General features: G+C 61.6%; 16 protein-coding genes. 13 read left to right on the forward strand and 3 right to left on the reverse strand.

The annotated features are described in order from the left end of the window. Window positions 1–119: 119 nt before the first annotated feature. The 6 genes from rpsJ (at window position 120) to creD (ending at window position 5,348) form a co-directional block, all read left to right on the forward strand. On the forward strand, window positions 120–437 hold the full coding sequence (rpsJ, locus tag ACN9MW_RS03895) for a 30S ribosomal protein S10 (RefSeq protein ID WP_028101676.1): 318 nt from the start codon (window positions 120–122) through the stop codon (window positions 435–437). 70 nt (window positions 438–507) lie between these two features. Then, window positions 508–699, forward strand: a complete 192-nt coding sequence (locus tag ACN9MW_RS03900; RefSeq protein ID WP_426167751.1) for a hypothetical protein — start codon at window positions 508–510, stop codon at window positions 697–699. Window positions 700–717: 18 nt separating this feature from the next. Next, window positions 718–1,446 (forward strand): two-component system response regulator CreB, encoded by a 729-nt coding sequence (gene creB, locus ACN9MW_RS03905; RefSeq protein WP_426167753.1) that lies wholly within the window; start codon window positions 718–720, stop codon window positions 1,444–1,446. Beyond that, window positions 1,443–2,846 (forward strand): two-component system sensor histidine kinase CreC, encoded by a 1,404-nt coding sequence (gene creC, locus ACN9MW_RS03910; protein WP_426167755.1) that lies wholly within the window; start codon window positions 1,443–1,445, stop codon window positions 2,844–2,846. Before creB ends, creC begins: the two co-directional genes overlap by 4 nt. Window positions 2,847–2,890: 44 nt before the next feature. After that, window positions 2,891–3,883 (forward strand): phosphodiester glycosidase family protein, encoded by a 993-nt coding sequence (locus tag ACN9MW_RS03915; RefSeq protein ID WP_426167757.1) that lies wholly within the window; start codon window positions 2,891–2,893, stop codon window positions 3,881–3,883. Between the two features lie 100 nt (window positions 3,884–3,983). Further along, window positions 3,984–5,348, forward strand: coding sequence for a cell envelope integrity protein CreD (gene creD / locus ACN9MW_RS03920; protein WP_426167759.1), 1,365 nt, complete (start codon window positions 3,984–3,986; stop codon window positions 5,346–5,348). Window positions 5,349–5,758: 410 nt separating this feature from the next. Here creD and ACN9MW_RS03925 read toward each other — a convergent pair whose 3' ends face one another. The 3 genes from ACN9MW_RS03925 to ACN9MW_RS03935 all read right to left on the reverse strand — a co-directional run bounded on the left by ACN9MW_RS03925 (window position 5,759) and on the right by ACN9MW_RS03935 (window position 8,386). Further along, window positions 5,759–6,127 carry a DUF2784 domain-containing protein gene (locus tag ACN9MW_RS03925; protein ID WP_426167761.1) on the reverse strand — a complete coding sequence of 123 codons (369 nt, stop codon included), beginning with the start codon at window positions 6,125–6,127 and terminating at the stop codon, window positions 5,759–5,761. 85 nt (window positions 6,128–6,212) lie between these two features. Continuing rightward, on the reverse strand, window positions 6,213–7,577 hold the full coding sequence (locus tag ACN9MW_RS03930) for a family 43 glycosylhydrolase (protein WP_426167763.1): 1,365 nt from the start codon (window positions 7,575–7,577) through the stop codon (window positions 6,213–6,215). A gap of 80 nt (window positions 7,578–7,657) precedes the next feature. After that, window positions 7,658–8,386, reverse strand: a complete 729-nt coding sequence (locus ACN9MW_RS03935; RefSeq protein WP_426167765.1) for a PEP-CTERM sorting domain-containing protein — start codon at window positions 8,384–8,386, stop codon at window positions 7,658–7,660. A gap of 226 nt (window positions 8,387–8,612) precedes the next feature. Between ACN9MW_RS03935 and rplC the strand changes: the two genes are divergently transcribed. From rplC to rpsC, 7 genes are read left to right on the forward strand one after another with little or no spacing between them, the layout of a single operon-like run. Further along, complete coding sequence (gene rplC / locus ACN9MW_RS03940; protein WP_426167767.1) at window positions 8,613–9,269, forward strand: 50S ribosomal protein L3; 657 nt, start codon at window positions 8,613–8,615, stop codon at window positions 9,267–9,269. 3 nt (window positions 9,270–9,272) lie between these two features. Then, a complete protein-coding gene (gene rplD, locus ACN9MW_RS03945) occupies window positions 9,273–9,893 on the forward strand; it encodes a 50S ribosomal protein L4 (protein WP_130315953.1) in 621 nt (206 codons plus the stop codon). Beyond that, window positions 9,890–10,207 carry a 50S ribosomal protein L23 gene (rplW, locus tag ACN9MW_RS03950; RefSeq protein ID WP_130315952.1) on the forward strand — a complete coding sequence of 106 codons (318 nt, stop codon included), beginning with the start codon at window positions 9,890–9,892 and terminating at the stop codon, window positions 10,205–10,207. The genes rplD and rplW overlap by 4 nt, the downstream gene beginning before the upstream one ends. After that, entirely contained in the window at window positions 10,207–11,034 is an 828-nt protein-coding gene (gene rplB, locus ACN9MW_RS03955; RefSeq protein WP_130315951.1) for a 50S ribosomal protein L2, read from the forward strand. The genes rplW and rplB overlap by 1 nt, the downstream gene beginning before the upstream one ends. A 9-nt stretch (window positions 11,035–11,043) precedes the next feature. Next, entirely contained in the window at window positions 11,044–11,319 is a 276-nt protein-coding gene (gene rpsS, locus ACN9MW_RS03960; RefSeq protein ID WP_130315950.1) for a 30S ribosomal protein S19, read from the forward strand. Further along, a complete protein-coding gene (rplV, locus tag ACN9MW_RS03965) occupies window positions 11,316–11,648 on the forward strand; it encodes a 50S ribosomal protein L22 (protein WP_207232949.1) in 333 nt (110 codons plus the stop codon). The genes rpsS and rplV overlap by 4 nt, the downstream gene beginning before the upstream one ends. A gap of 9 nt (window positions 11,649–11,657) precedes the next feature. Next, window positions 11,658–12,449 (forward strand): 30S ribosomal protein S3, encoded by a 792-nt coding sequence (gene rpsC, locus ACN9MW_RS03970; protein ID WP_057264738.1) that lies wholly within the window; start codon window positions 11,658–11,660, stop codon window positions 12,447–12,449. Window positions 12,450–12,451 lie beyond the last annotated feature (2 nt).

A 12,451-nucleotide genomic window follows, 5' to 3' on the forward strand; every position in this document is an offset into this window, starting at 1 on the left:
TTTTAGTCAGTCGATCTGAATCAAGCGGGCCGGCATGTGCTATCATGTCGGCCCGTCGTAGTATTTACTTACATTGCCGGAAACATATTGTTGCCGGTTCGTTCTTTTAAGGAATAAGCATGTCCGCTCCAAACCAAAAGATCCGTATCCGCCTGAAGGCTTTCGACTACAAGCTGATCGACCAGTCCGCACTGGAAATCGTTGACACCGCCAAGCGCACCGGCGCCGTGGTAAAAGGCCCAGTTCCTCTGCCAACCCGTATCCAGCGTTACGACGTGCTGCGTTCCCCGCACGTGAACAAGACCTCCCGCGACCAGTTCGAAATCCGCACCCACCAGCGCCTGATGGACATCGTGGACCCAACCGACAAGACTGTTGACGCCCTGATGAAGCTGGACCTGCCAGCTGGCGTGGACGTCGAAATCAAACTGCAGTAATACCGGTTTCGTCGCAAGACACCTGAAAAGCCCGCTCCTGAGCGGGCTTTTCTTTTTCCAGGAGATTGGCATGAAACGCTTCGCAGTCATCGCCGCCGTCGCGGCACTGTCCCTGCTGGCCGCCTGCGGCAAGAAGAACCCGGCCGACCAGGCGGCGCAAGACATCAAGGCCATGGGCGCCCAGCGCGACAAGGCGAAGGATGCGCTCAAGGCGGCGCAAGAGGCACAACAAAAGCAGAGAGATGAAGCCGACAAGAACTGACGCGCTATACTGCCGCGCATGAGTGACAAGACCATCCTGATCGTCGAAGACGAACAAGCCATTGCAGACAGTATTGCCTTCGCCCTCGGCAAGGAGGGCTTTGCTCCGCACCATGTGATGCTGGGCGAGCAGGCGCTGGCAGCCGCGCGCGAGCAGGCGCCGGCGCTGGTGATCCTCGATGTCGGCCTGCCCGATATCAGCGGCCTCGATGTGTGCCGCCGCCTGCGTCAGTTCTCCGAAGTGCCGGTAATCTTCCTCACCGCGCGCAGCGATGAAATCGACCGCATCGTCGGCCTCGAGATCGGCGCCGACGATTACGTCACCAAGCCTTTCTCTCCGCGTGAACTGGTGGCGCGGGTGCGCGTCATCCTGCGCCGCGCCGGCAACGGCAACGGCAACGGCGTCGTGCCCGCCGCGCCGGTCTCGCCCCCATCGGCACCGGCTGCCTCCCGCACGCCAGGCTTCGAACTGCGCGCTGCCGAAGCGCGCATCCTGTTCCGCGGCCAGCCGCTCGACCTGACCCGCTACGAATACCTGCTGCTGAAAACCCTGGTCGAACATCCGGGCCACGTGCTATCGCGCGCCCAGTTGATGGACCGCGTCTGGTGCGACGCACCGGAAACACTGGACCGCACGGTGGACGCCCACGTCAAATCCCTGCGCGCCAAGTTGCGCGCCATCGATGAAAGCGCCGACCCGATCCAGACCCATCGCGGCATGGGCTACAGCCTCCAGGCCGGCGCATGAAAATCGGCCTGCGCATCCTGCTGGGCTACTTCCTGATCGTCGGCCTGGCAGCCTGGTTCCTGCTCAACGTCTTCGTACAGGAAGTCAAGCCCGGTGCCCGCTCCACCCTGGAAGCGGCGATGAACGATACTGCGCAGCTGTTGGCCCAGGTGGTAGCCGACGATGTAAGGGACGGCGCTTCCGATCCGGCCCTGCTGGCAAAAATCGCCGCCGCCAGCCGCAACACCGACTACCGCATCACCATCACCGATGCGGCAGGCATCGTGCGTTTCGATTCCGCCAGCAAGGCTGTCGGCCAAGACTACTCTCGCTGGAACGATGTCTACCTCACCCTGCGCGGCAAATACGGCGCCCGCATGTCGAGCGACTCGCCGCGTGAATATGGCGGCGTCGCAATGTACGTCGCCGCGCCGGTGCGCGACGGCGCGAACACGATTGGCGTGCTGACGGTCTCCAAGCCCATCTCCAGCGTACAGGGTCTCATTGAGCGCAGCCAGCGCAAGATCCTCAAGTGGGGCGTGGTGTTGCTTGGCCTGTCGCTGCTGATCGGCATTGCCATCACCTGGCGCATGGCCAGCACCGTCAACAAGCTGATGGTCTTCGTGGAAGACGTGCAGGCCGGCCGCAAAGCCGTCATGCCCAAGCTGGGCAGCAGCGAAATCAGCACCCTCGGCCATGCGCTGGAAGCCATGCGCGCCAAGCTGGAAGGCAAGGACTACGTCGAGACCCTGATGCATACGCTCACGCACGAGTTGAAAAGCCCGATCGCGGCCATCCAGGCTACAGCCGAACTGCTGGAAGAGGAGATGCCGCCCGAGCAGCGGCGCCAGTTCCTGTCCACCATCCAGGCCCAGAATGCCCGCCAGCGCGACCTGATCGACAAGCTGCTCGCATTGGTGCGCGTCGAAAAGCAGCAGCGCATCGACGATGCAGCGCCGCTCGACGTCGCCGGCCTGCTGCAGGACGTGGCTGGCGACTTCCAGGCCCGCCTCGCCGCGCGCAAGCTGCAGTTGGCGATCGAAGCAGATCCCACCCTGCAGTTGCGCGGCGATGCCTTGCTGCTGCGCCAGGCGCTGGGCAACCTGCTCGACAACGCCATCGGCTTTTCCCCGGCCGGCAGCATGGTGACGATGGCAGCGCAACGCAGCGACGGCCACGTCGAGATCAGCGTGCGTGACGCCGGCCCTGGCATTCCCGCCTACGCCCAAGCGCGACTGTTCGAACGCTTCTACTCCCTGCCGCGTCCCGATGGCGCCAAGAGTACCGGCCTTGGCTTGCCCTTCGTGCGCGAAGTCGCCGCCCTGCATGGCGGCAGCGCACAAGTGGTGAACGGGGAGGGCGGTGGCTGTCGCGCTGCCCTGCTGCTGCCGCTTCACGCAGAACGCATCGCCAGCGCATAAACGCTCCCCACACTGGCGCTATTTGCGTAAGTGAGGGAGCACTCTTGAAACGAAAATCGATCTTCTTTGGTGTGGCGCTGCTTGGCTTGGCGCTTCTGGCTTCCAGTATCTGGGTCTGGCAGCGCAATGGCGCCTACGGTTTCAATGTCCTGAAGCGGCGCGGCGGAACCTACTGGATAAAGATGGGCGCCGACGACGCCAGGCTGCCGTTGCCCATGCGGGAAGCGCTCAAGGAGATCGTGCCGGCGGTATCAGCGGGCCAGTTCTACTGGCGCGAGTTTGAGCCCGGCTACGAGGTCGCCGAAATGCCGGTGATGTCGGCCGCCGGCGAAGTCGACCGCATCCTGCTCAACCGGATCGATCCGCAGCGTTTTCGCTTCGTGGTGCGCAGCGCGCCGGAAGGCGACAAGGGGCTCGACGAATGGGAACGCGCCCTGCCCAGCGCAGTGCTGATCGTGAACGGCAGCTATTTCGGCCTCAAGGGCCAGCCCGATACACCGTTTCTCAGCGAAGGAGAGCAGCTTGGCCCGCGCCAGTACAAGGCTCGCGCCGGCGCTTTTGTTGCGCGGGAAGATGGCAGCGCGGGCGTGCGAGACCTGACGCGGGCCGATTGGCAAGGCGCTTTCACGGGCGCGCGCAACGCGATGGTCTCGTATCCACTGTTGCTGGGCGAAGATGGGCAGAATCACGTGAACGTGAAAAGCCGCTGGCTCGCCAACCGCAGCTTCGTGGCGCAGGACCGGGCCGGCCGCATCCTGGTTGGCACCACGAAGGAAGCATTCTTCTCGCTTGACCGCCTGGCAAGCTTTCTCCGCGATGCGCCCTTGGACCTCGCGCTGGCGCTCAACCTGGACGGCGGCCCGATTGCATGCCAGAGCGTGCGCCTGGATGGGTTCCAGCGCAGGTTCTACGCGCAATGGGAAGCGCAGGTGCGCGAGGGCGCGCCGAAGGGGACCGAGGTGAGCTTGCTGCGTTGGCCCGTTTCGCAGGCGACATGGGCAATGCCGGTCGTGTTGACGGTCGAGCGCTCGCGTTGAGCCGGCGTGACAAGAAAGCAGGTGCCTTCACACAGAACGCATCTTCCCTGCACACCGGCTTTTTACACTGGCGCAACCATAACAACAGGAAGTGCCCACCATGCAAAAGAAACTCCTTTTCAAAGCCCTGCTCGTCGGCATGCTGATGCTGCTGCTCGGCGTTCCGCTGGCCATGATCCAGTCCACCATCAGCGAGCGCATCGCCTACCGCGACGAAGCGGCGCGCAGTATCGCTGCCGATTCGGTGGGCGAGCAGCATATCTACGGTCCGGTGCTGGTCATGCCATACACTGAGGTGTACGCCGTCGAAGAAAAGGACAAGGACGGCAAGCCGGAGATGAAGCGCTACCGCAAGCAATCGCAGCACCTGGTGTTTCCCAACGAGCTCGAAGTCCTGTCAAACCTCGGCACCGAGCGCCGCCACCGCGGCATCCACCAGGTCCTGATGTTCAATGGCGCCCACAAGATCAACGGCGACTTCATCGTGCCGGCAGTGGCTGAACTGCCCCACACCGAGACCGGGTCGCAGATCACGCCCGAACGGCCGTATATTGCGCTGGCGGTAGCCGACGTGCGCGGCGTGCGCGACATCCCGCGCCTTGTGTGGGGCACTCGTAGCTTCGAATTCGAGCAGGGCTCCGGCCTGCGCTCCTCGCGCCAGGGCTTGCATGCCTTGCTGTCGATGGAAGATGCCGCGGCTGGGCAGGTGAAGTTCAGCTTCAACCTGAACCTGGCTGGCATGGATAGCCAGGCCTTTGTTCCGCTGGCGCGCAATAACCGCTTCGCCATGTCTTCGCCATGGCCGCACCCGCAGTTCAGCGGCCGCTTCCTGCCGGAGCAATATAGTGTCGGCGACAAGGGCTTCCAGGCCGTGTGGCGCATTTCCTCGCTGGCCAGCGAGGCGCAGGCACAGCTGCGCCTGCGCGAACAGTCGGCAGGGCAGAGCGAAAGTGCCTTGCCAGCGCTTGACACCATCCAGGCCGCGTTCATCGAGCCGGTCAACGTGTACTCGATGGCCGACCGCGCCACCAAGTACGGCTTGCTGTTTGTTGCGCTGACCTTCGCCGCCTTCTTCCTGTTCGAAGTGATGAAGCGATTGCCGATCCACCCGGTGCAGTACTTGCTGGTGGGGCTGGCACTGGCGCTGTTCTTCCTGCTGCTGGTCAGCCTGTCCGAGCACTACAACTTCGTTGCTTCCTACCTCGCCGCCAGCGCCGCCTGCATCGTGTTGATTGCTTATTACCTGATGCATGTGCTGCACGACTGGAGGCGTGGCCTCGGCTTTGGCGGCGCGCTGTGCGCCTTGTACGGCATCCTGTTCGGCCTGCTCAATTCGGAGAACAACGCCCTGATGCTGGGCGCGATCCTGCTGTTCGCCGTGCTGGCCGCCATCATGGTTGCCACCCGCAAGGTCGACTGGTACAGCCTGGGCAGCCCGGCGCCAATGCCGGTGGAGCAAGCGTGATGCTGCCGGGCGGCCTGCTGACGCCATCCCTTGCCGAGGGCGCGCAATTGGTGGTCCTGTGCGGCTACACGGCCAGCCAGCCCGCCGGTCCGGTGCGGGTAGTGCTGGACCAGCGCGGCGCGCGCGTGGTGCTGGTGCTGGCCAGCTATGAGACTGTGGCGTGGCAGCTGGATGTCCGCCCCGGTACGGAGCTGGTGGCCGTGGTGGCCAGTGCTTACCGCGAGGTTGCGGTGGCCGGGCATGGCCGCGCCCCAGCCTACCGCTTGGCCCTGCCGTGCGCACCGGCGCCGGACAGTGCTGCCTACCGGGACCTGATGCAGGTCCTCCAGGCGAGGCTGGGGCGTGGCCAGCCGGATACGTTCCGTGGCTACATCCGCTTGCCGGAGCAGGTGGCAATTGCTTCCTGTGGCTCAGCGCTGCTGGTGACGGCGCAGCCAGAGCCAGGCATACAACACAAGGTTCACGCCCAGCACGACGCCCGCCAGTATGTATTGCACGGGCGGCGTCAGCCCGGCAGGGTAAATCAAGGGAAGGAGGTAATGCTCGATGAATCCCTCCGCATAGCCCTGTTGGCCTGCGCGCACGCGTAGCTCGTTTTCCAGGTAGGTGAGCGGGCAGATTGCGCCCAACAGTTCAATGCCGGCCGCCCACAGGGTAGCCGGCAGGTGAATCCGCCACATGCGCGGCCAGCGCAACGTCAAGGCAGCGCCGCAAAGGACAAACAGGATGAAGGCCAGGTGCAGCAGCAAGACTGCATCGGCAGCGAGACGGAATAGCATCGCTGGATTTTACGCTGCCTTTCTGGATGAGCCCGTGTCACACCATGGGGTGTGACCCCATGGTGTGACACGGGCTCGGCGGTGCTTATGGGCGGGTGAAGCTCCACTGCTGGTTGGTGCCGTTGTTCAGCGACCATTGGATGATCTGGGCGTTTTCGGCGGTGCTCTTGTTTTGCACGTCGACCACGTAGCCGCTCAGCAGGTTCTTGACCGTGTACCAGCCGCTGGCGGGGCTGGCGAAGCTCCAGTGCTGGCCGTTGCCGGCCCAGTAGGACCATTGCGCGATATTGGTGCCTGCCGTGGTGGAGTTTTCCCAGTTGTCGAGGCTGAGCAGGCTGCCGGCGTTGATGATGCTGTATTGGCCGTCGCCATGCCCGATCAAATACCACTGCTGGTGCTTGCCGCCGCTATACGTCTGCTGCTGCACCATGGCGCCGTTGCTGGTGGAGGCGTTGGCGACCGCCAGCGCTTTGCCGCTCAGGCGTGACTTGATTACGTAAGGGCCGTCGCTCATGCCGCCGCAACCGGCAAAATTCGTAAAGTTGCGCGTCAGGCTGGGCCAGCCGCCGCTATACGTCATGCGCAGGATGTCGAGCTTGGCATTGCCGCCGTCGTTCAGGTCGTAGTAGTGGATCGAAGTGAAGTTGCAGCCATCCTGCTTCAATACGCCGATGTGGCCGGGGCCTTTGTATTTGCCGTCGACATTCGGCAGCACGGTGCGGGTGCCGGAGTAGGGGCCGGTAATGCTGGTGGCGCGCTGCACCTCGACGTAGTAGGTGCTGTTGCTGCCTTTGCAGCAGGCGCCGCGGTTGACGAACAGGTAGTAGTAGCCGCCGTCGCGGGTGATGTAGGGGGCTTCGATGTCCTGGCCGTTGCCGCCCCAGATCTTGGTGACGTTGCCGGCCAGCTTGCCGGTCGACTGGTTGATCTCGGCCACGCCGATGCCGCCGAAGAAGGAGCCGTAGCTCATGTACACCTTGCCGTCATGGTCGCGGTACAGGGCCGGGTCGATGGCGTTGATCTCGCTGTTGCCGCCAAACGATTCGACCACGATGCCGAGGTCGGTCCAGGCCGGGTTTTTCAGCGAAGGCGAGCGGGCGACGCCGATGGCCGAGCTGGAGGTACCGAAGGTCGAGACCGAGTAGTAAATATAGTAATACCCATTCATGTGGATCACGTCCGGCGCCCAGAACGAGCCGCTGAAGTTGGGAATCTTGTTGGCGATCCAGCTTGGATAGGTGCTGAATACCGGCCCCGGGCCGCCCTGCCAGGTGGTCAAGTCGGTCGAGGTGGAATACCAGATCCCGGTGCCGGTGGTGAAGTTGAAATAGGTGTCGCCGTCCTTGGTGATGGTGCCCGGGTCGTGGGCGTTCTGCAGCCCGGCGAGGTTGATGGCCTGCGCCGCCAGGGCGTGCAGGCACAGGCAGAGTACTGCCAGCAGCTTTTTCATTCGGTCTCCTTATCTATTTATAGGGCGCACTAGCCCATCACCAGATTAGGAGGCGTTGCCCCAAGGCACCAATGAGTTTTTTATCCGCTGCGATACCGTTTCCGGCATAGTCCGAGCAGGCCCAGGCCGGCGCCCAGCATGCCCCAGTTGGCCGGCTCCGGTACCGGCGCGAGCGCGTCGACCATCAAGTTGGTTCGCCACAGCAGTTGCTGGTTGTAGGCAGTGTCGTTGTGCCAACCCAGCGAGAAGCTGTCGGTAAATCCGCCCGGTTCTGCGCCCAGCGTACTGCCGCGCTTGTAGTCAGGTTCGCAAGTGCTGGGAGCCAGGTCGAGGCAGATGCCGGCGAAGCCGCTGCTCCTGGCGCCGCCCGCGGTGCTGTCGTGGAAGGCCAGTTGCAGGCGGCCGCTGACGGTCACACTGGCGCCCGGTGCAAGATTGAGAAGAATGTCGGTCCACAGGCTGCTTTCGCCGCTGCGCCAGGCGCCGTCTCCTTCGGCCATGTCGACCGCCAGGCTGCCGCCGCCGGCCAGCGGGTTCCATCCGCCCTGTGCCTGCGAGCCGTTGTGCTGGGCGTTGGTGGCCACGGGCTGCCAGCTATCCTTGTCGATGGCCCATTCGGCAATGTCCTTGTAAGTGTCGACGTTGACGATGCGCGAATACAGTTTGCGATGGTCCGGCTGCACGGTGTAGTTGCCGCTGCCTTGCAGCTGCAGCTGGTCGACCGTGAGGGTGGCGCCGGCGTTGCCGGCGTGGGTCAGGGGAGCGGCCAGCAAGCCGGCCAGGAGTGCGGGAATTGCCAGTTTTACCATGGGAACCTCCGTACACAAAGGAGGCAATCTTATCCGCGAGTTAACTGACGGCGGCGCTCGCTTGCCGCCAGGCCAGAACATTTGACATACCTCGTACAAAGCTGTTGCGTCAAGGGGGAAATATCGGTACACTAGCCGGCTTCGGTATGGGTTCGTCTTTTTTGCCCGTATCTTTTTTTGTAGTTAAACAAAGCCCCGCCCAATCGTAGGTGGGAATGGAGAAAAAATGAGCCTTGGCCTCCTCGGTCGCAAGGTTGGTATGATGCGCATCTTCAACGATGACGGGGATTCGATCCCAGTCACCGTGTTGGACGTGTCGAACAACCGTGTTGCGCAAATCAAAACTCCTGAAGTGGATGGTTATTCCGCTGTTCAGGTTGTCTTCGGTCAGCGTCGCGCATCCCGCGTGACTAAAGCTGCTGCCGGTCACTACGCTAAAGCAGGTGTTGAAGCTGGTTCCTTCATTAAGGAATTCCGCGTTGACGCAGCTAAGGCAAACGAACTGAAAGCTGGTGAAGTTATCGCCGCTTCCCTGTTCGAAGTCGGTCAGAAGATCGACGTGCAAGGTGTGTCGATTGGTAAAGGCTATGCCGGTACCATCAAGCGTCACAACTTCGCATCGGGTCGTCAAACCCACGGTAACTCCCGTTCGCACAACGTACCAGGCTCGATCGGTATGGCGCAGGATCCAGGCCGTGTGTTCCCAGGCAAGCGCATGACTGGTCACATGGGCGACGTCACCGTCACCACCCAGAACCTGGAAATCGCTCGTATCGACGCTGATCGCCAGCTGCTGCTGGTGAAGGGTGCAGTACCAGGCGCGAAAAACGGCCAGGTTGTTGTATCGCCAGCTGTTAAAGTTAAAGCAAAGAAGGGAGCTTAATCGATGGAACTGAAGCTCTTGAACGCGCAAGGTCAAGTTGCGTCGAACGTAGCTGCCGCTGACACCGTCTTCGGCCGTGACTACAACGAAGCGCTGATCCACCAAGTCGTCGTTGCTTACGCTGCCAACGCACGTAGCGGTAACCGCAAGCAAAAAGACCGTGAAGAAGTCCACCACACGACCAAGAAGCCATGGCGCCAAAAAGGCACCGGCCGTGCTCGTGCTGGTATGTCCTCCTCCCCGCTGTGGCGCGGTGGTGGTCGCATCTTCCCGAACTCCCCTGACGAGAACTTCTCGCACAAGGTCAACAAGAAGATGTATCGCGCGGGTATCTGCTCGATCCTGTCCCAACTGGCCCGCGAAGAGCGCCTGGTTGTGATCGAAGACCTGTCGATCGAAGCTCCTAAGACCAAGCTGCTGTCGCAAAAGCTGACCGGCATGGGTCTGGATTCGGTCCTGATCGTTACCGACACCATCCAGGAAAACCTGGAACTGGCTTCCCGCAACCTGCCGAACGTGCTGGTTGTCGAGCCGCGTCACGCTGACCCAATGTCCCTGGTCTTCTACAAGAAGGTCCTGGTCACCAAGGCAGCTCTGGCACAGATTGAGGAGATGCTGGCATGAGCGCAGTTATCAAACACAGCGAAGAGCGCCTGATGAAGGTGCTGCTGGCTCCGGTCATTTCCGAAAAAGCCACCATGGTTGCGGAAAAGAACGAGCAGATCGTGTTCCTGGTTACCAAGGACGCGACCAAGCCAGAAATCAAGGCCGCCGTTGAACTGCTGTTCAAGGTTGAAGTGGAATCGGTGCAGACCGTGAACCGCGAAGGTAAGGTCAAGCGTTCCGGCCGTTTCATCGGTCGCCGCAACCACACCAAGCGTGCTTTCGTGTGCCTGAAGCCAGGCCAGGAAATCAATTTCACCGAGGAGGCTAAATAATGGCACTCGTTAAGATGAAGCCAACCTCCCCAGGCCGTCGCGGCATGGTGAAGGTTGTGAACGCCGACCTGTACAAAGGCCGTCCGTTCGCCGCCCTGCTGGAGAAGAAGTCCAAGACTGCTGGCCGTAACAACAACGGTCACATCACCACCCGCCACATCGGCGGTGGCCACAAGCACCACTACCGTGTTGTGGACTTCAAGCGCACCAAGGACGGCATCCCTGCGAAAGTGGAACGTATCGAATACGATCCAAACCGTACCGCACACATCGCCCTGCTGTGCTACGCCGACGGCGAGCGCAAGTACATCATCGCCCCTAAAGGCGTTGCTGTAGGCGACACCCTGCTGAACGGTTCGGAAGCGCCGATCAAGGCCGGCAACTGCCTGCCAATCCGCAACATCCCAGTCGGCACCAACATCCACTGCGTGGAAATGCTGCCAGGTAAAGGCGCCCAGATGGCCCGTACCGCTGGTGCTGTTGTGGTCCTGATGGCCCGTGAAGGTACCTACGCCCAGGTTCGCCTGCGCTCCGGCGAAGTGCGCCGCGTGCACATCGAGTGCCGCGCCACCATCGGCGAAGTCGGCAATGCTGAGCACAGCCTGCGCAAGATCGGTAAAGCTGGTGCGATGCGCTGGCGCGGTGTTCGCCCAACCGTCCGCGGTGTGGTGATGAACCCGATCGACCACCCGCACGGTGGTGGTGAAGGCCGTACCGCAGCTGGTCGTCACCCAGTATCGCCATGGGGCCAGCAGACCAAGGGTAAGAAGACTCGCTCGAACAAGCGTACTTCTTCGATGATCGTCTCTCGCCGCGGCAAGAAATAAGGATAAACCATGACTCGTTCATTGAAAAAAGGGCCGTTCTGCGACGCCCACCTGGTGAAGAAAGTCGAAGCCGCGCAAGCGTCCAAGGACAAGAAGCCAATCAAAACCTGGTCCCGTCGTTCGACGATCATGCCTGACTTCATCGGTCTGACCATTGCCGTGCACAACGGCAAGGTGCACGTGCCTGTGTACGTTTCCGAGAACATGGTTGGTCACAAGCTCGGCGAATTCGCGCTGACCCGTACCTTCAAGGGCCACGCTGCTGACAAAAAGGCTAAGAAATAATGGAAACTAAAGCTATCCTCAAAGGCGTGCGCCTGTCGGATCAAAAAGGTCGCCTGATCGCTGACCTGATCCGCGGCAAGAAGGTTGACGCCGCGCTGAACATCCTGCAGTTCAGCCCGAAAAAAGGCGCGTTCATCGTCAAGAAGGTGCTGGAGTCCGCAATTGCGAACGCCGAGCACAACGACGGTGCCGACATCGACGAACTGTTCGTGAAAACGATCTACGTCGAAAAGGGTCCAATCCTGAAGCGCTTCACTGCACGCGCTAAAGGTCGTGGCGACCGTATCTCGAAACAATCCTGTCACATTTACGTGACTGTCGGTAACTAAGGAGCTGCGATGGGTCAGAAAATTCATCCAACCGGTTTCCGTCTGGCGGTCACCCGTAACTGGGCATCTCGCTGGTACGCAACCAACGGTAACTTCGCTTCGATGCTGAACGAAGACCTGAAGGCACGTGCTTTCCTGAAGAAGAAGCTGAAAAACGCTTCCGTGGGCCGCATCGTGATTGAGCGTCCTGCCAAGAACGCACGCTTCACCGTGTACAGCTCGCGTCCTGGCGTCGTGATCGGCAAGAAGGGCGAGGACATCGAAGTCCTGAAGTCCGCCCTGACCAAGATCATGGGCGTGCCAGTGCACGTGAACATCGAAGAAATCCGTAAGCCGGAAATCGACGCTCAGCTGATCGCTGACTCGATCTCCCAGCAGCTGGAAAAGCGTATTATGTTCCGCCGCGCCATGAAGCGCGCCATGCAGAACGCAATGCGCCTGGGCGCCCAGGGCATCAAGATCATGTCCTCGGGTCGTCTGAACGGCATCGAGATCGCCCGTACCGAATGGTATCGCGAAGGCCGCGTGCCTCTGCATACCCTGAAGGCGGACATCGACTACGGTACCTCCGAAGCCTCCACCACCTACGGCATCATCGGTGTCAAGGTGTGGGTGTACAAGGGTGACCGCTCCGCCACCGGCGAAGCACCAGTCATCGACACCCCGGCTGAAGAGAAGAAGCCACGTGGCCCGCGCCGCGACGACGGTAAGCCAGCTGGCCGCCGTCCAGCTCCAGGCGCCAAAGCCCCAGCCGCCCGCCGCGCTGCCAAGCCGGCTGCAGCTGACAAAGCAGGAGAATAAGC

Origin of the sequence: Pseudoduganella sp. R-34, assembly GCF_049904655.1 — a bacterium.
GTDB lineage: Bacteria > Pseudomonadota > Gammaproteobacteria > Burkholderiales > Burkholderiaceae_D > Rugamonas.

Coding starts and splice junctions, on each gene's coding strand:
- ACN9MW_RS03930 (WP_426167763.1), bottom strand. CDS start 7,577: ATGAAAAAGCTGCTGGCAGTACTCTGCCTGTGCCTGCACGCCCTGGCG.
- ACN9MW_RS03935 (WP_426167765.1), bottom strand. CDS start 8,386: ATGGTAAAACTGGCAATTCCCGCACTCCTGGCCGGCTTGCTGGCCGCT.
- creC (WP_426167755.1), top strand. CDS start 1,443: ATGAAAATCGGCCTGCGCATCCTGCTGGGCTACTTCCTGATCGTCGGC.
- creB (WP_426167753.1), top strand. CDS start 718: ATGAGTGACAAGACCATCCTGATCGTCGAAGACGAACAAGCCATTGCA.
- rplD (WP_130315953.1), top strand. CDS start 9,273: ATGGAACTGAAGCTCTTGAACGCGCAAGGTCAAGTTGCGTCGAACGTA.
- rpsJ (WP_028101676.1), top strand. CDS start 120: ATGTCCGCTCCAAACCAAAAGATCCGTATCCGCCTGAAGGCTTTCGAC.
- ACN9MW_RS03900 (WP_426167751.1), top strand. CDS start 508: ATGAAACGCTTCGCAGTCATCGCCGCCGTCGCGGCACTGTCCCTGCTG.
- rplW (WP_130315952.1), top strand. CDS start 9,890: ATGAGCGCAGTTATCAAACACAGCGAAGAGCGCCTGATGAAGGTGCTG.
- rplB (WP_130315951.1), top strand. CDS start 10,207: ATGGCACTCGTTAAGATGAAGCCAACCTCCCCAGGCCGTCGCGGCATG.
- ACN9MW_RS03925 (WP_426167761.1), bottom strand. CDS start 6,127: ATGCTATTCCGTCTCGCTGCCGATGCAGTCTTGCTGCTGCACCTGGCC.
- creD (WP_426167759.1), top strand. CDS start 3,984: ATGCAAAAGAAACTCCTTTTCAAAGCCCTGCTCGTCGGCATGCTGATG.
- rpsS (WP_130315950.1), top strand. CDS start 11,044: ATGACTCGTTCATTGAAAAAAGGGCCGTTCTGCGACGCCCACCTGGTG.
- rpsC (WP_057264738.1), top strand. CDS start 11,658: ATGGGTCAGAAAATTCATCCAACCGGTTTCCGTCTGGCGGTCACCCGT.
- rplC (WP_426167767.1), top strand. CDS start 8,613: ATGAGCCTTGGCCTCCTCGGTCGCAAGGTTGGTATGATGCGCATCTTC.